The 17,074-nt window shown below is 50.4% G+C and carries 18 protein-coding genes and 1 other annotated feature; of the genes, 1 reads left to right on the top strand and 17 read right to left on the bottom strand.

All coding sequences use genetic code 11. From position 1 onward, the window contains the following. Positions 1-102 precede the first annotated feature (102 nt). From rplL to C7U56_RS11760, 12 genes are all read right to left on the bottom strand, one after another. Complete coding sequence (gene rplL / locus C7U56_RS11815; protein ID WP_107001383.1) at positions 103-474, bottom strand: 50S ribosomal protein L7/L12; 372 nt, start codon at positions 472-474, stop codon at positions 103-105. 104 nt (positions 475-578) lie between these two features. Beyond that, on the bottom strand, positions 579-1,067 hold the full coding sequence (rplJ, locus tag C7U56_RS11810; RefSeq protein ID WP_022360614.1) for a 50S ribosomal protein L10: 489 nt from the start codon (positions 1,065-1,067) through the stop codon (positions 579-581). A 47-nt stretch (positions 1,068-1,114) separates the two neighbouring features. After that, positions 1,115-1,249: a sequence feature (ribosomal protein L10 leader region), on the bottom strand. A 37-nt stretch (positions 1,250-1,286) separates the two neighbouring features. Then, entirely contained in the window at positions 1,287-2,054 is a 768-nt protein-coding gene (gene ispD / locus C7U56_RS11805) for a 2-C-methyl-D-erythritol 4-phosphate cytidylyltransferase (protein WP_107001382.1), read from the bottom strand. A 114-nt stretch (positions 2,055-2,168) separates the two neighbouring features. Next, the gene (tsaD, locus tag C7U56_RS11800; RefSeq protein WP_233430265.1) at positions 2,169-3,338 is read right to left on the bottom strand and encodes a tRNA (adenosine(37)-N6)-threonylcarbamoyltransferase complex transferase subunit TsaD; all 1,170 of its coding nucleotides are present in this window, start codon (positions 3,336-3,338) and stop codon (positions 2,169-2,171) included. A 5-nt stretch (positions 3,339-3,343) separates the two neighbouring features. Further along, positions 3,344-4,255 carry a ribonuclease Z gene (locus C7U56_RS11795; RefSeq protein ID WP_107001381.1) on the bottom strand — a complete coding sequence of 304 codons (912 nt, stop codon included), beginning with the start codon at positions 4,253-4,255 and terminating at the stop codon, positions 3,344-3,346. 221 nt (positions 4,256-4,476) lie between these two features. Next, positions 4,477-4,719, bottom strand: a complete 243-nt coding sequence (locus tag C7U56_RS11790; RefSeq protein WP_181357235.1) for a hypothetical protein — start codon at positions 4,717-4,719, stop codon at positions 4,477-4,479. 116 nt (positions 4,720-4,835) lie between these two features. Beyond that, the gene (locus tag C7U56_RS11785; RefSeq protein ID WP_022360619.1) at positions 4,836-5,240 is read right to left on the bottom strand and encodes an ACT domain protein; all 405 of its coding nucleotides are present in this window, start codon (positions 5,238-5,240) and stop codon (positions 4,836-4,838) included. A gap of 85 nt (positions 5,241-5,325) precedes the next feature. Further along, positions 5,326-5,814: a ribosomal protein S18-alanine N-acetyltransferase gene (gene rimI, locus C7U56_RS11780; RefSeq protein ID WP_107001379.1), complete on the bottom strand. Its 489-nt coding sequence runs from the start codon at positions 5,812-5,814 to the stop codon at positions 5,326-5,328. After that, positions 5,814-6,563, bottom strand: a complete 750-nt coding sequence (gene tsaB, locus C7U56_RS11775; protein WP_107001378.1) for a tRNA (adenosine(37)-N6)-threonylcarbamoyltransferase complex dimerization subunit type 1 TsaB — start codon at positions 6,561-6,563, stop codon at positions 5,814-5,816. The genes rimI and tsaB overlap by 1 nt, the downstream gene beginning before the upstream one ends. Positions 6,564-6,586: 23 nt before the next feature. Beyond that, a complete protein-coding gene (gene tsaE, locus C7U56_RS11770) occupies positions 6,587-7,012 on the bottom strand; it encodes a tRNA (adenosine(37)-N6)-threonylcarbamoyltransferase complex ATPase subunit type 1 TsaE (protein WP_022360622.1) in 426 nt (141 codons plus the stop codon). Next, on the bottom strand, positions 7,009-7,506 hold the full coding sequence (locus tag C7U56_RS11765) for a YcxB family protein (protein WP_107001377.1): 498 nt from the start codon (positions 7,504-7,506) through the stop codon (positions 7,009-7,011). Before C7U56_RS11765 ends, tsaE begins: the two co-directional genes overlap by 4 nt. 93 nt (positions 7,507-7,599) lie before the next feature. Continuing rightward, positions 7,600-9,753 (bottom strand): Tex family protein, encoded by a 2,154-nt coding sequence (locus tag C7U56_RS11760; protein ID WP_107001376.1) that lies wholly within the window; start codon positions 9,751-9,753, stop codon positions 7,600-7,602. A 232-nt stretch (positions 9,754-9,985) separates the two neighbouring features. On the opposite strand from C7U56_RS11760, the gene C7U56_RS11755 reads away from it, so the two are divergent. Then, positions 9,986-10,366, top strand: a complete 381-nt coding sequence (locus C7U56_RS11755) for a hypothetical protein (RefSeq protein WP_107001375.1) — start codon at positions 9,986-9,988, stop codon at positions 10,364-10,366. A 93-nt stretch (positions 10,367-10,459) separates the two neighbouring features. Here C7U56_RS11755 and C7U56_RS11750 read toward each other — a convergent pair whose 3' ends face one another. The 5 genes from C7U56_RS11750 to C7U56_RS11730 form a co-directional block, all read right to left on the bottom strand. Then, positions 10,460-11,677 (bottom strand): homoserine dehydrogenase, encoded by a 1,218-nt coding sequence (locus tag C7U56_RS11750; RefSeq protein WP_107001374.1) that lies wholly within the window; start codon positions 11,675-11,677, stop codon positions 10,460-10,462. A gap of 5 nt (positions 11,678-11,682) precedes the next feature. Further along, positions 11,683-12,126 (bottom strand): ACT domain-containing protein, encoded by a 444-nt coding sequence (locus C7U56_RS11745; RefSeq protein ID WP_107001373.1) that lies wholly within the window; start codon positions 12,124-12,126, stop codon positions 11,683-11,685. 204 nt (positions 12,127-12,330) lie between these two features. Next, positions 12,331-13,458 carry a peptide chain release factor 2 gene (gene prfB, locus C7U56_RS11740; protein WP_107001372.1) on the bottom strand — a complete coding sequence of 376 codons (1,128 nt, stop codon included), beginning with the start codon at positions 13,456-13,458 and terminating at the stop codon, positions 12,331-12,333. A 212-nt stretch (positions 13,459-13,670) separates the two neighbouring features. After that, the gene (gene secA / locus C7U56_RS11735; protein WP_107001371.1) at positions 13,671-16,253 is read right to left on the bottom strand and encodes a preprotein translocase subunit SecA; all 2,583 of its coding nucleotides are present in this window, start codon (positions 16,251-16,253) and stop codon (positions 13,671-13,673) included. Between the two features lie 145 nt (positions 16,254-16,398). After that, complete coding sequence (locus tag C7U56_RS11730) at positions 16,399-16,782, bottom strand: hypothetical protein (RefSeq protein ID WP_107001370.1); 384 nt, start codon at positions 16,780-16,782, stop codon at positions 16,399-16,401. Positions 16,783-17,074: the final 292 nt, after the last annotated feature.

The following is a 17,074-nucleotide window of genomic DNA, read 5'->3' as shown; positions in this document are numbered from 1 at the left end:
TCCAAGGAATTTCCTATTACACAAAAAGAGCCCGGCATGCGCTCACGCACACGCCAGACTCCCCATCTGTAATGCAATTAGCTCTATGCGAAATTACTTAAATTACTTTAAGGTAACTTTAGCGCCTTCAGCCTCTAATTTAGTCTTGATGTCCTCAGCCTCTTCCTTGGAAGCGCCAGCCTTAACTACCTTCGGAGCACCGTCAACTACTTCCTTAGCCTCTTTCAGACCAAGACCTGTAGCTTCACGAACTACCTTGATAACTTTAACTTTGTTCGGGCCAACCTCTGTCAGCTCTACGTCGAACTCAGTCTTCTCTTCTGCTGCCTCAGCTGCACCTGCTGCTGCTACAACAACGCCTGCTGCTGCGGATACACCGAACTCTTCCTCGCAAGCTTTTACTAAATCGTTTAACTCTAATACGGATAATTCTTTGATTGCCTCAATGAACTCAGCTGTTGTTAACTTTGCCATTTTAATATTCCTCCTGTGATTGAATTTTAAATCGGCCTTATGCGGCCTCTTGCTTTACTATGCGGCTCTCACGCACCTTACACCCTGCTTTGCAGGTAAGGGTCTTATGCCTCCTGCTGCTCTGCGATCTGTTTGATAACACGAGCGAAGTTTGTGATCGGAGACTGCATGCTTCCAAGAAGTTTTCCAAGAAGAACTTCTCTGGACGGGATGGTTGCGATAACCTGCATGCCCTTTGCATCGTAGTAAGTATCCTCTACAACGCCGCCCTTGATCTCAAGCTTGTCTGCTTTTTTAGCGAACTCAGCTAAAATTCTTGCCGGAGCTGTAGCATCCTCTTTGGATACAGCCAGAGCGGTCGGACCCTCCAGATTCGGCTCCAGAGCCTCGAACGCGGTACCCTTAGCAGCGAAACGAATCATGGTGTTCTTATATACTTTATAAGTAACACCAGCTTCTCTTAACTGCTTACGGAGCTGTGTGTCCTGCTCAACTGTCAGTCCACGGTAGTCAACTACTACTGCGCCCTTAGCGCCGTTGAATAATTCTGCGATTTCAGCAACAACCGGCTGCTTTAATTCAACTTTTGCCATGATTGGTTTACCTCCTGTTTTATTTCTATAACCGCCTGGTAAACGTTTTCTGTAAAATAAAATCCCTCCGTCACTCGCAGGACAGGGGGATAGAAATATACAACGATATCAGTTCCCTCGGCAGGCGTATTAACCTTATGCCTTTCGGCACCTGCTGTCTTCGGCAGTTAAACACGATAAGTACTATAACATAGAAGTCAAGGGTTGTCAATAGACCTATTAACTTTTTTTATTTTGTAAAAATGCAGCCGCAACCTCCATATCCTCCGGCGTTGTCACCTTGATATTCCGGTAAGAACCTTCGGTCAGGCGCACCTTGTGATCGGTCATCGTCTCGACCACCATCGCATCATCCGTCACTCCCTGCTGGTACTCTTCCCGACTCATCATCTTGTCATACGCCGCGCGGATCAGCGGGTAAGTAAATCCCTGCGGTGTCTGAATCATCCAGACATGCGCCCGTTCCGGCGTCACAGAGGCAAATCCGTCCGCATCCACCAGCTTGACCGTATCCTTTGACGGCATGCCTGCCACTGCTGCGCTATAACTTCGTATATCTGATACGATACGTTCAATCATCGGCTCGTCCACAAACGGACGCGCCCCGTCATGAATCAGGACGCAGTCCCCCTCCCCATAGGAAAGCTGGCTGCCGAGCGCCTTTAACCCCTCGTAGACCGAATGGTAGCGCTCTTTTCCGCCCGCAACGATAGCGCGCACCTTGGAAAATCCATATTTTCCTACAATCTCGTCCCGGCAGTACGCGATCTCATCCGCCCCGGTCACCAGAATCACATCATCGACCCGGCTCTCCTCAAACGCGTGAAGTGCATACCAGATGACCGGCTTTTCCTCCAGAAGGAGAAACTGCTTCTGAATATTGCTTTTCATCCGTTTTCCCTGTCCGGCTGCCAGAACGATAGCGGCGGTGCGGGTCGGATGCGGTGTAATTTTCTCTTTTCCAAATTGATCCAATGTATGTTCCATCTCGTTTCTCCTCCATGCCAGAACGATCTCTTAAAACACTCTTTTTCCACTTTTTGTCAAATCAATCTTTTAAAAAAATTAACCGCAAAACAATTCTTCCTGAAAAAATTTGTATTATCTCTCGCCCAGCTTCAAATTCGGCACCGCATTCAGATCCCAGCCTGCGCGCGCGCCCTTCTTATATTCATAGTACGCCGCCGCGCCGATCATCGCCGCATTGTCCGTACAGAAGATCGGTGACGGATGGAAGAACTGGATGCCCGCCTCTTTACAGGCCTTCTCCATGCCCGCCCGGAGAGCGGAGTTGGATGCCACACCGCCGGCGATCGCCACGCACTTATAGCCGTGCTGTTTCGCCGCCTCGATCGTGCGCGATACCAATACTTCCACAACCGCATTCTGGAACGAAGCCGCCAGATCCGGCACATTGATCTCCTCGCCCATCATTTTCGCATGGTTAATATAATTTAAGACCGCCGATTTTAAGCCGCTGAAGCTGAAATCATATGGATTGTCGCCCACTTTTGCCCGTGGAAACTCAATCGCATGTGGATTCCCCTCTTTTGCCGCCTTATCGACCTTCGGGCCGCCCGGATAACCGAGCCCGACCGCGCGTGCCACCTTGTCAAAGGCCTCGCCTGCTGCATCGTCTCGGGTGCGTCCCAGAATCTCAAATTCGCCATAATCTTTCACAATCACCAGATGTGTATGTCCGCCTGACACGATCAGGCACATGAACGGCGGTTCCAGATCCGGATTTTCGATGAAATTTGCCGATACGTGCCCCTCGATATGGTGTACGCCGACCAGCGGCTTCTTCGCCGCATACGCGAGTGCTTTGGCTTCCGCCACACCGACCAAAAGCGCGCCAACCAGCCCTGGACCGTAGGTAACTGCAATCGCCGTCATCTCCTCCAGACTCATATGTGCCTCTGTCAGCGCCTCTTCAATAACCTGGTTGATCTTCTCGATATGCTTTCTCGACGCAATCTCCGGCACAACGCCGCCAAACAGCGTGTGAAGATCGATCTGGGAAGATATGATATTGGAAAGAACGGTACGTCCGTTTTTCACGACTGAAGCTGCCGTCTCATCACAGGAACTCTCGATTGCAAGAATGTAAACATCTTCTGATGGGTGTCCGTTTTCTGTATCATGCACGGAAATCTCTGCCCCCGATACCGGAGCTTTCCCTGGTCCCTGTTCCAATGCTCCTGAAACTGGCATTTCCATCCGTTCTTCCTTCTTTTCTTCTATATTCTCTCTCTTTTCTTCCGTCTGCATCGCCCTTACTCCTCATCAAATCCCAGCTCTGCCGTCCAGCCATCGCGGGCGGCTTTCGCTCTCGGGAATATCTCACGCACTTTATCCATATAATCATCCGGACGGATGAGCGACGGGCTGTAATGAGTCAGCCACATTTCCTTCGGCTGGGCCTCCTTCGCCAGGTGCGCCGCCTCCTGGAATGTCATATGCTTGTATTCTCTCGCCTTGGCTTCTTTCCCGTCCTCGCCGTACATGCCTTCACAGATAAACAGATCCGCATCCTTCGCGTACTCCGCAATTACCGGAAGCGGTCTCGTATCGGTACAGTATGACACCTTGATTCCCTTCCGGTCACCTCCGAGCACCATATCCGGTGTCAGCGTTCTGCCTTCCTCCTCGATCGTCTCCCCCTTCTGCAGGCGGCTCCAGAACTTCTGCGGAATCTCCTGCGCCCGCGCGCGTTCCACATCGAACCGTCCCTTTCTCGGAATCGAAATCGAGTACCCATAACAGGTCACATTATGGTTGACCCGGTACGCATCGATCACATACGGTCCAATCTGAAGCTGCTGTCTCGGCTCCGTCAGCTCGATAAACTCAAGCTGAAACGGCAATTCCGGCGCGATCGTCCGCAGTGCCGTCACCACGCGTTCCAGTCCCTTCGGTCCAATCATCGTGATCGGCTCCGTCCGCTCCGCATTTCCCATCGTCAACAAAAGTCCCGGCAGACCGCTGATATGATCCGCGTGATAATGTGTAAAACAAATCACATCCACCGGCTTCGGACTCCAGCCCTTTTCTTTCAACGCAATCTGCGTGCCTTCCCCGCAGTCTATCAGCAAATTGCTGCCCGAGCAGCGGACCATCAAAGCCGTCAGCCACCGATACGGCAGCGGCATCATCCCGCCCGTTCCCAGCAAACATACATCTAACATGGAACATCCTCTTTTCTATTAAATAAATGATTCATAATAAATCTTTTTAATTAAAAGTCATGCAAAAAGCTGTCAAAACAGCTTTTCTCCTAACTCCCATATCATTTAATAATATCATAAAGAAATACTATGTTGCAAGCCAGAAATTCAGCAATCCAATTCACTGGCGAGACGCAGATGGCGCACCGCCTGTCCCGCGTTTCTCCGTTCCCCTCACGACTCTACAATAGTTCCGTCCTCTCCTCCTTATCTGCCTCAATCAGAAATTCCCGCGTCACTCCATCATAGCACTCCTCGCACAGATCAAAATGATGCACCTCCCCATCTTTCTCCGAAAAATAGTCCCATGCCACATCAAAATGCGCCGCTCCTTCGCGCAGAATGCCTTCTTTCACCGCCAGCTTCTTCCCGCACCGGTTGCAGACAACCGACAGAAGAATGCCGCTCTCTCCATATTTTCTCATGCTCTCCTCGCCTTTCTCTTCTATATACGCAAAATGGAGAAGCCATGTCCTCCACAGCTTCTCCATCATTATACTGTTTTTTATACCGGTTTTTAAGCGGAAAGTGCTGGAAATACTTACAGTACCTTATATCCCTTCGATGTCAGGCAGATGCTGACCTCCCTCACATCGTCCGTGTGAAGCACCATAACCGGCTTGCCAGAATCACGATTGAAGGAGAGATACAGGTAATCTACATTGATATTGCTCTCTTCGAGGGAAATTAACAGACGGTTGAGTGCTCCGACCTCGTCATCCAGTTCGACGCCAAGCACCTCTGTCAGACGACAGAGATAACCAGCTTCCGCCAGCACTTTCTCCGCGTGCTCTGGATTAGAAACAACCATACGGATAATACCGTACTCCGCACTGTCATTCGTGATCGAACCCCAGATGTTAATATTCTCCTTCTGAAGAAGGGATGTAATATTCTGTAAACGTCCTTTCTTATTCTCTGCAAAAATAGATACCTGACTCAGCATATGAACCTCCTACCGTTCTTTTCTTTTAATTTAACACTGTAAAGTGTTACGCTTTTATCTGTTAAACAGTATACTCATTTCCATTTCATCTGTCAATGCTTTTTCCGCTTCTTTTCCAATAAATCAGCGCATCTTCCGTCGGCCCGCTGTAATAATTCTTCCGAACCGCCTCTTTCTGAAAGCCATACGCCTCATACAGCGCAATCGCCGGGGCATTGGATGCACGCACCTCCAAGGTGATATCCTCGACGTTTTCTTCCTCTGCTTCCCTTAACAGCCGTTCCATCAGAAGCCGCCCATAGCCGCGCCCCCGGCACGCGCCGTGAACCGCGATCCGCATCAGCTCGCCTTCCCCGGCAATGACGCGGAAATTGCTGTAGCCACAGACGGTTTCATCCTCTTTCAGCACCCAGGCTTTATCCCAGCTGCTCGTCAGCAGATCCTGTAAAAGCTTCTCCGACCATGCATCCGAAAAGCATTCCAGTTCCAGTGCCCGGACCGCAGGAAGATCCCCCGGCTGTAAATCCACTATCTGAACACAAAGCTCTTTTTGCGTTCCCGTTCCTGCCGCCATTATTTCTTCTCCACGACCACAATACCGGCTGCCAGCTTATCCATCTCGCCCTGGCGCTCTGCGACCTCGCGCTCGCGCTCCGCCTGCGATTTCCGCAGATAATCCGGCTTATGCTCGGCTGCCGTCTCGGTCTTTCCCTCTGCCAGATACACTGCGCCAAGCGCTGCCACCGCCGAAGCTCGCTGACGGCTCGCCTGTGCCGGTGCAAACGAATACGGCACCTTCATCTCTTCCTCGATCACCGCCCGGTTGACCGGCACACCGTCCCCCAGGAAAATCACGCGCTCGCCGCGCTCATTTAACTCGGCAATCAACGCATGGATATCCGTAATGCACTGTTCTTTCACAATCTCGAACTTCTCTTCATACCGATAGAGCCCCGTGTACACCTGCTGCCGTCTCGCATCCAGCATCGGGCAGATGAGCGCCGAAGCCCCGTACAGACAATATCCCATCGCATCCATCGTCGGCACATGGATCAGCGGCTTCCCAAGCGCCAGTCCCAGTCCTTTCGCTGTCGCAGAGCCAATCCGAAGCCCCGTAAAAGAGCCCGGACCGCCGGATACTGCGATTGCATCGATGCTTTCCAACGGCACCTCCAGCATTTTCACAATCTCATCAATCATCGGAAGAAGTGTCTGCGAATGCGTTTTTTTCTGATTCACCGTATATTCCGCCGTGATCACATCATCCGTAACAATAGCAACCGATGCCACCAGGGATGCGCTTTCGATTCCCAAAATTCTCATTTTCTCTTTCCTCCTGTCGCCGGCTACTGCTCGTTTACTGAAATTTTCCGGTAATCAAAGCCCTTTTCCAGATCCTTTTCAATCGTGATCTGGATCGGATGTTCCGGCAGGATCTCGCGGATGCGCTCCGACCATTCGATCAGGCAGATGCCCTCGCCGTAGAAATAGTCCTCATAGCCAATCTCATCCATCTCGTCCACATCGCCGAGACGATATACATCAAAATGGTAGAGCGGCAGGCGCCCATCGTCGTACTCCTGCACGATCGTGAAAGTCGGGCTGTTGACCGGTTCCTGAATTCCAAGTCCCGCGGCAAACCCCTGCGTAAAAACCGTCTTTCCTACGCCCAGATCACCATTCAAACAATACACCTGCCCTGCCTGCGCTTCCATTCCAAGCTTTTTTCCAAACGCATACGTCTCTTCCGGGCTGTTTGTTTCTATCATCATGCTCGAATTCCTCTTCTCTTTTCCTGCGGCAGATTTCTTGTAAGCATACTGAGAAAAATCTGCTCCTCCGAACCTCTGAACACGCGCTTCGGCATCAGGTACGCCTTGTCTCGACCTAGGTAAAGCACATAGATTCCCGCGATCTTTTTCACTTTTACCAGCTTATCCCAGCTGATCTCACCCTTGCCGTTCGCCTGGCGGGCACGGATGCCCTCGTCTCCAATGTGAAATACAATCTCAGCTCCCGTTTTCGCATCCCGGGCGGTGCGCTCTGCCTGTTTCCAGATTGCAAAAATCTGAAAGCCTGTCAAGGCAATCACTCCCAGAATCACCAGATTCGTCACCTGCGTTCCCAGACGTTCCTCGCTGGCTGCCGCTGCAATAATAACGAGCACCGTCAGTATGATGCATCCGATTCCACGCAGTCCCGCCCAGAAATTGTACATCGAATAAATAAAAATCTCTTTTGGCTGTATTTTTACACGTAAGTCCATTTTATCTTCTCCCTAATTTTCTATGCCTTATCCGCCGCCCCATTCCAGTCAGCGCTCCTGCATCCTATAACCAACGGCTGAATCTGCCGTGGTTTACTTCGTCTCCCGGATTTTCATCGTCAGCGAAATGCGCTTCTTCGCCACATCAACCGCCAGCACCTTGACCTCCACGATATCCCCGACGCTGACCGCCTCCAGCGGATGCTTGATATAGCGGTCTGTCATCTGGGACACGTGAACCAGACCATCCTGATGCACGCCGATATCCACAAACGCACCGAAATCAATGACATTCCGCACGGTTCCTTTTAAAATCATGCCCGGCTTCAAATCCTTCATTTCCAGCACATCCGTGCGGAGAATCGGCTTCGGCATCTCCTCACGCGGGTCGCGCGCCGGTTTTTCCAACTCGCTCACGATATCGAGTAAGGTCGGCTCGCCGATCGAAAGCTCTTTTGCCAGCTTTGCCGTATCCGCGATCTCCTTGCGGATATTGCGGATGCCGCCCGCCGCGATCTCCTTCGGATCATGTCCAAGCTGCTTTAAAAGTGCCTCCGCTGCTTTATAGCTCTCCGGGTGCACACTCGTCGCATCGAGCGGATTCTTGCCGCCCTGGATCCGCATAAATCCGGCGCACTGTTCATACGCCTTCGGTCCCAGCTTCGCCACCTTCAAAAGCTCACGGCGCGTTGAAAATGCGCCATTCTCCTCCCGATATGCCACGATATTTTTCGCAATCGTCTTGTTAATGCCGGAAATATAGGCGAGCAGCGGCGCCGATGCCGTATTCAGATCCACGCCGACCTTATTTACGCACGTTTCCACCACGCCCTGCAGCGCCTCGCTTAAATTTTTCTGGTTCATATCATGCTGGTACTGACCGACTCCAATGGATTTCGGATCAATTTTTACCAGCTCCGCCAGTGGATCCTGCAGGCGTCTCGCGATCGATGCCGCACTTCTCTGTCCGACGTCAAACTGCGGAAATTCCTCCGTCGCCAGCTTGCTCGCCGAATAAACCGACGCGCCCGCCTCATTGACGATGACATACTGAACTTTCTCCGGAATTTCTTTTAAGAGTTCCACGATGATCTGCTCAGATTCTCGGCTTGCCGTACCATTCCCCACTGAGATCAGGGAAATGCCGTACTTGCGGATCAGCTTTTTCACGATCTCCTTCGACTCTTCCACGCGGTTCTGCGGCGCAGTCGGGTAAATGACCGTCGTATCGAGCACTTTTCCCGTCTCATCCACAACTGCCAGCTTGCAGCCCGTCCGGAATGCCGGATCCCAGCCGAGCACCACGCATCCTGCGATCGGCGGCTGCATCAGGAGCTGTTCCAGGTTCTTGCCAAATACCTGAATCGCGCCGTTCTCTGCCGTTTCTGTCAGCCTTGCGCGGATCTCGCGCTCGATGGCCGGTCCGATCAGGCGGCGGTAGCTGTCCAGAATCACTTCTTCCATCACGCGCGCCGCATCCCCATCCGGGCGGATAATCAGCTGTTTCTCCATATACCGGACAATCTGCTCCTCCGGCGCTATAAGCTTCACGCTCAGAATCTTCTCTTTCTCACCGCGGTTGATCGCCAGCACACGGTGTCCCGCCAGCTTTTTGACTGGTTCGGAGAAATGATAGTACATCTCGTACACCGACTGTATCTTCTCATCCTTTGCGGATGCCTCCAAAAGACCGTCCTGCATCGTCTTTTTACGTGCGTAGTTGCGGTATTTTGCCATCTCGCTGATCTGCTCAGCCAGAATATCACGCGCGCCGTCTATTGCCTCTGAAACATCTGCAACACCCTTTTCTTCCGACACATACTTCGCCGCCTCCGCCTCCAGGCTGCCGCCCGCTTCCTGCTTGTAAATCCAGACTGCTAACGGTTCCAGCCCTTTCTCACGGGCAATTCCGGCACGGGTGCGCCGTTTCGGGCGGTACGGAAGATAAAGATCTTCCACCGCAACCAGCGTCGCCGCATCGCGGATCTGTTTCTCCAGCGCCGGAGTCAGCTTCTCCTGGGCGCGGATCGCACCGATCACCTGCTCCTTTTTATCCTCCAGATTCCGAAGATAGCGCAGTCGCTCATCTAGCTGGCGCAGCACCTCATCATTCAGGGAACCGGTCGCCTCCTTGCGGTAGCGCGCGATGAACGGGATCGTGTTTCCCTCATCGATCAGCTTTACCGCCGCTTCGACCTGATTTCTCCCTATCTGAAGCTCTTCTTTCAATGCCTGTATAATATCCATGCAAAAACTCTCCTTCAATATCAATACGCTGTTTAATCATACCATTCCAGCGCATATTTCGCAAGTCAATGCCTAACTGGACAAGCGGCTTTATTCATGATACACTTTTATCGGATTCAATCCGCCAGATGGGCATAGATTTTGTTTTGCCCTATTCAGCGGCTGTCTCTAATTTTCAGAAAAGGATGTAGCTGTTTTCTTTTTTCACAGTTATGAAAGGATTAGATATACGATGAGTTATTACGATGAAACACCTTCTCCGAAGGAACATTCAGATACAAATGAAACCCGGCGCAATCGTTCGCGCCGCTATGCCACGATGTCAATGATGTGCGGCATCTTCGCATTTTTCTCCCTGTTTTTGAGTTTTTCCGCCGCGATTCTGCTCGGAATGTCGGCGAATGTACTGTTTGTCCTATCCAAGGAGGAAGGACAGCCGCGGCGCGGCAGCGCAGTGGTCGGGCTGATACTGGGAGTTATGTCTACCATCTTTGGAGTAGTTGAGTTTTTCTGCCTGATCCAGGTGTACCATATGATTACGGATCCGCAATATGCGCCGTTTTTTGATCAGGCAATGGAGTTGTATGAGAGTTTGATTTGTCCGTTACAATAAAATGATTGGCAAGGGGACCTTTTTCTGTGTATTTCTTGCGTTAAAAAGCACACCGCGTCATGAATGACTTTGGCGTGCTTTTTACTTTATATCCTATTTTGTATAGCGAATCGTCTGGCGGATATCTTCCTCGAATGCCGCTGCCAGTTTCCGGAAGCGTGCTTCGGTCATTTCTCCGGTTATGACCGCAAATTCGTCCATCTCCGGGAGTTCGATGGTTTCTGCTTCACCGAAGGCTGCACGCACATCGGCAAGTTTGTCGGCTGATTTGCCTGCCAGTCGGAGGAAGTAGCTGAAGGTTACTTCGCCCATCGGTGCAACTGGCTGTTTTTCGTCGGTCCAGCCGGTCGGGATGTTGTCTTCCATGTGTCCGGCGATCTCTACGATGTCGCTGACGACTGCGCTGGCGGTCGGGAGTTTTCCGGCGCCGCTGCCGTAGAACATGACGGTTCCAAGTGTATTGCCGCGAACCATGACTGCATTGTATACGTCATTGACTGCAAAGAGCGGATGATCCGTTCCAATCATCATCGGGCATACATAGACGCTGGCTTTATTGCCTTCCATGCGGCTGGTTCCAAACAGTTTAATCGAGGTTCCCAGCTTTGCCGCATATTTGAAATCAGTATCGGTAATCTTTGTGATGCCCTCGGTCGGCACATCTTCGTAATTTACTTCTTTTCCAGTTGCCAGTGAGGTAAGAATCGTGATCTTGCGGCAGGTATCGTAGCCTTCTACGTCTGCCTCCGGGTTGCGCTCTGCATATCCGAGTTCCTGCGCTTTCTTCAGGGCTTCCTCAAAGGTCTGACCTTCTCTTGCCATCTTGGTAAGGATGTAGTTGGTTGTACCGTTTAAGATACCGCTGATTTCCTCGATCTTCTCGCCTGCAAGAGACTGGGTCAGCGGACGCAGAAGCGGGATGCCGCCGCCTACGCTGGCTTCGAAGAGGAAGTTTAAGTTCTTCTCGCGTGCAATCGCCAGAAGCTCGGTGCCGTGTGCCGCTACAAGTGCCTTGTTGGAGGTCACAACGTGCTTACCGGCTAACAGGCACGCTTTTGCAAACTTGTATGCCGGATTGACGCCGCCCATCGCCTCTACAACGATCTCTACGTCTTCGTCTTTTTCAATGATCTCAAAATCATGAACAATCTGCGCTTCGTGCGGATCACCCGGAAATTCACGCAGATCCAGAATATATTTTACTGCAATCTCTTTGCCGGTTTTTTCTGTGATTTTGTCTTTGTTGGTTTCTAATACTTCTACGACTCCGGAACCAATTGTTCCATAGCCCATCACTGCTACCTGAATCATAATCTTTACTCCCTGGCTATAATTTTTACGTTGTGTACTCCCGAATTTTCTTCCATCTCTTCGACCATATGCGATATATTTCCGGTATCCGAACGGACTTCCACGCTGAGTGTCAGCGTCGCCACATTGTTGACCGGAATACTCTGATGAATCGTCAGAATATTTGCCTTGTAAATCGCTACGATATGAAGAAGATCCGATAAAAGTCCCTGTTCATCATCCATCTGCAGCACCATGGTAATCGTCTTGCCCTTGGCGTTGTCATAAAATGGAAAAATATCGTCCTTATACTTGTAAAAGGAACTCCGGCTGATCCCAAGCTGGTCGGTCGCCTCCTGAATCGTCATCGCTTTTTCTGACGCAATGAGCTTCTTCGCTTCCGCCACCTTCAAAAGGACTTCCGGCACTGCTTTCTGCTTTAACAGATAATACTTTGTTTTTTCTTCCATTCCATCTCCGCTTGTGTACGCACCAGAAATACATTTGTGTTTACCAGAAAGATATTATCACATTTATTGACACTCTGCAATCTATTTCTTTCATTATAGTCGAATTGTATCTGTAAAAAAACAGCCCAAACTGACGGCACTCGACAGAGCGCTTTCTTCTCCGTCAAACTTTTGTGCCGCCAATCCAGGCTGTTTTATCTTCTTTTATGCCTCTTCTGTCTTCTGGTTTTTCAGGCTGATCCACTTTAAATACGCACTGATAAACAGATCAATATCTCCATCCATCACCGCGTTCACATTGCCATTTTCGGCGTTCGTCCGGTGATCCTTGACGAGCGTGTACGGCTGCATAACGTAGGAACGGATCTGGTTTCCGAAGTTGATGTCCTTGACATCGCCGCGGATGTCGGACAACTTCTCGGCATTCTCCTGTTGTTTGAGCAGGTACAGCTTTGCCTTTAACATCTGCATCGCCTTGTCCTTGTTCTGGAACTGGGAACGCTCATTCTGGCACTGTACGACGATACCGGTCGGCAGATGCGTGATACGGATCGCGGAGGACGTCTTGTTGATATGCTGTCCACCGGCACCACTCGAGCGATAGGTATCGATCCGCAGATCGTCCGGATTAATCTCCACATCCAGATCTTCTTCAATATCCGGCATGACATCACAGGAAACGAACGAGGTCTGACGCTTGCCAGCCGCGTTGAACGGGGAAATACGGACCAGACGATGGACACCTTTCTCCGATTTCAGGTAGCCGTAGGCATTTTCGCCGTTGACCTGCAGTGTGATGGACTTAAGTCCCGCCTCGTCGCCATCCAGGAAATCAAGCACCTCGGTCGTAAAGCCCTTTTTGTCCGCCCAGCGCTGGTACATACGATACAGCATACTGCACCAGTCCATCGCCTCGGTACCACCCGCGCCCGCGTTCAGCTTAAGGATCGCGTTGCAGCCGTCGTACTCGCCGGACAGGAGTGTCTTTGTGCGGAGTTCTTCCAGCTCTTTGACAAACTCATCCAACATCTCCTGAATCTCCGGAATCATCGCCGGGTCATTTTCCTCATAGCCCATCTCGATCATGACCTGGATATCCTCATACTGCTGTTCAAGGTGCTTGTAGCCATCCACGGTATCTTTGAGATTTTTCGCCTCACGGACCGTCTTGGTCGAGCGCCCCGGATCATCCCAAAAGCCCGGTTCTTCCATTGATTTGTCAAGCTCCGTGATGCGGCGCTCCTTATTTTCCAGATCCAGGGAATCCTTGACCTCTTTCAGCGTCTCATCGTAGGTTGATAATGTATACTTAAACTGATCTAATTCAACCATGCTCTCACCTTCTCCATTCTCATCTATCTGCTGCCATTTTCCTCAACGGTTCAGCATTCTTTCAGTTATATTTTGTTACGGATCACACACATATAGACCGTAACTCTTTTTTATATTTGGAAAAATTCCCGGAACCAGGTATTTCGCCATAGTTTCGGGAATTTTCTGCACAGACTGCTGCAAAATCACGGCAGCCTGCCTTCTTTCATCTATTAATTCTTCGCGTACAGCTTCCGTCCACAACACTGTTTGTACTTCTTGCCGGAACCGCATGGGCACGGATCGTTCGGGTAAATCTTCTTCTCCTCACGCTTCTTCGGTGCCTGCACGGTGCTGTCGTCACGGTTGGTTCCCGTTACCTTGGCAGCCGGTTCACGCTCGACCTTCTGCTCTGCACGGATGTGGAACAGAATACGGACGGTATCCTCACGGATCGCTGCCGTCATGCTGTCGAACATCTCATAGCCGCTCATCTTATACTCAACCAGCGGGTCTCTCTGACCATATGCCTGCAGACCGATGCCTTCGCGCAGCTGATCCATATCGTCGATATGAGCCATCCACTTTGCATCAACCACTTTCAGAAGGATCACGCGCTCCATCTCGCGTACCTGTTCCGCGCTTGTAAACTCTGCCTCGCGTGTCTCATAAAGCTTCGTTGCCGCCTCTTTGAGCATATGTTTCAGCTCATTTTTCTTCATATGCTGCTGGTCTTCCGTCAGCTGAATCGGCTCTAACGGGATAACCGGAAGCAGCAGGGAATTTAACTCGGACAGATCCCACTCAGCCGGTTCCTGCTCATCAGAGATGGACATATCTACGGCGTTTTCTACGATATCCGTGATCATCTTCATGATAACGGAACGCATATTCTCGCCATCCAGTACACGGCGGCGCTCTGCGTAGATTGCCTCACGCTGCTCGTTCATAACCTCGTCGTATTTTAACAGGTTCTCGCGGATACCGTAGTTGTTGGTCTCGATCTTCATCTGTGCCTTCTCGATCGCCTTGGAAAGCATCTTGTGCTCGATCTGCTCATTCTCCGGTACGCCCATGGCGTTGAACATATTCATCAGACGCTCAGAACCGAAGAGGCGCATCAGATCATCTTCCAGAGACAAATAGAAACGTGATTCACCCGGATCGCCCTGACGTCCGGCACGACCGCGCAGCTGGTTATCAATACGTCTGGACTCATGACGCTCTGTACCGATAATCTTTAAGCCGCCCAGTTCTCTGGAAATCTCATCCAGCTTGATATCCGTACCACGGCCTGCCATATTAGTCGCGATCGTAACGGCACCGTGGATACCTGCATCTGCTACGATCTCAGCCTCCAGCTCATGGAATTTCGCATTTAATACCTTATGCGGAATGCCGCGTCTTGTCAGCATCTTGCTCAGAAGCTCGGAAGTCTCGATCGTAATGGTACCAACCAGAACCGGCTGTCCCTTTTCATGGGCTGCTGCCACTTCCTCGACAACCGCATGGAATTTCTCTTTTTTCGTCTTATAAACCGCATCCTCGTAATCAATACGCTGTACCGGGCGGTTCGTCGGGATGGAGATAACGTCCATCTGGTAAATGTTACGGAACTCCTTCTCCTCGGTCTGTGCCGTACCGGTCATACCAGCCTTCTTGTTGAACTTGTTGAAGAAGTTCTGGAAGGTAATGGTTGCCAGCGTGCGGCTCTCACGGCGCACATGTACATGCTCCTTCGCCTCAATCGCCTGATGGAGACCATCGGAATAACGGCGTCCCGGCATGATACGTCCGGTAAACTCATCGACAATCAGAACCTCGTCATCTTTTACCACGTAGTCTTTATCGCGGAACATCAGGTAGTTGGCACGCAGTGCCAGAATGATGTTGTGCTGGATCTCCAGGTTCTCCGGATCCGCCAGGTTTTCGATGTGGAAGAAATCTTCGACCTTCTTCACACCAGCCTCGGTCAGGTTGACTACTTTATCTTTCTCATTGACTACGAAATCGCCTGTCTCCTCGATCTCCTCGCCCATGATGGCTGCCATCTTGGAAAATTCTGCTGATTCCTCGCCCTTTTCCAGCTGACGTGCCAGAATATCGCACACCTCATAGAGCTTCGTGGACTTGCCGCTCTGTCCGGAAATGATAAGCGGGGTTCTCGCCTCATCGATCAGGACGGAATCGACCTCATCGATGATCGCATAGTCCAGATTCCGCATAACCATCTGCTCTTTGTAGATCGCCATGTTGTCACGCAGATAATCGAAACCAAGCTCATTGTTGGTAACATAGGTAATATCACAGTTGTAAGCTTCCCGGCGCTCGTCGGAATTCATCGAGTTTAAAACCACTCCGACCGTCAGACCGAGGAATCTGTGAACCTCGCCCATCCACTCTGCATCTCGTTTTGCCAGATAGTCGTTGACGGTAACGATGAATACACCCTTTCCAGCCAGCGCATTTAAGTACGCCGGTGCGGTGGAAACCAAGGTTTTACCCTCACCAGTACGCATCTCTGCGATACGTCCCTGATGCAGGACGATACCACCGATCAGCTGAACCGGGTAATGCTCCATATTTAATACTCGTCTCGCCGCCTCACGCACGGTTGCAAATGCCTCCGGCAGAAGGTCGTCCAGCGTCTCGCCGTTCGCAAGGCGCTCTTTGAACTTGCGCGTATTGTCGCGCAGTTCATCATCCGATAAGGCAGCCATCTGCTCGCGCATACCTAGAATCTTATCCACAATCGGGCGGATCAGCTTCAGCTCGCGTTCGCTGTGGGTACCAAACACTTTCTCTATCAGATTCATGCTTTTCTCTCCTATTTCTTGCTTTCTCATTCTTTTTTCGTTTTTATAGCTCAATGTATGATATGTTTTAGATCGAAAAGATCGTATAGGTATAGTTATACAATCTTATTTATTCTAACACTAACAGGGATTTTATTCAATGATTTCATGATTTTTTTACATTTATTCTGCGCACGCGCCCGGCTGAGATAAGCCGAACCTGCCGTACCCGGAAAATCCCAGCCATAAAACAAGCCCCTCCATACACGAACAAAGGGACCTGCTGTAAAACGCTGCCTCCCTGCCTATCCAGGTAAAACGTTTTTTCTTCTGCCAGCCCGCCAACTTTATGGTAAACCAGACAAGTTGCACAAAATATATGTTCGACTTTCTTGTTGTCCACATTATCCACATTTTGTCCCCAGTTTTGTGGATAAGTTTTGCACACCCATTTTTTCCCTTTTTTAGGGAAAATGGAGTTTTGCACCGACTTATCCACATTATCCACAATTTCCGTCTGTTCACGAAGCACCCATTTTCCCCGGCGCATTTTGATTTCTTTTTTGTTCAGATCTCATAAACTTGCATATTTCTTCCAAAAATACAAGCAGATCTATTGACAAATGAAGAACCCTCGCATTGCCTCCAAACCCCCGTTTTTTCTAGCTTTTTCGGCCTTTTTCTGTTGCAAAAACACACCCATTCTGCCCTATCCTGCAAGACTCTTTTTTCATATTTCATTGTCCGCCGCACAAACCGCGCGCAAATCCCTTATAAAACAACAGCAATTCGTGAAAAATCAAACGACACAGTATTTCGACCTGTTTTTCAATTAATTGTGT

The sequence above is a fragment of the Clostridium fessum genome (assembly GCF_003024715.1).
Taxonomy (GTDB): domain Bacteria; phylum Bacillota; class Clostridia; order Lachnospirales; family Lachnospiraceae; genus Otoolea; species Otoolea fessa.
The sequence above is the reverse complement of the archived record's forward strand: the minus strand, read 5'-3'. Positions and strand labels throughout refer to the sequence as shown.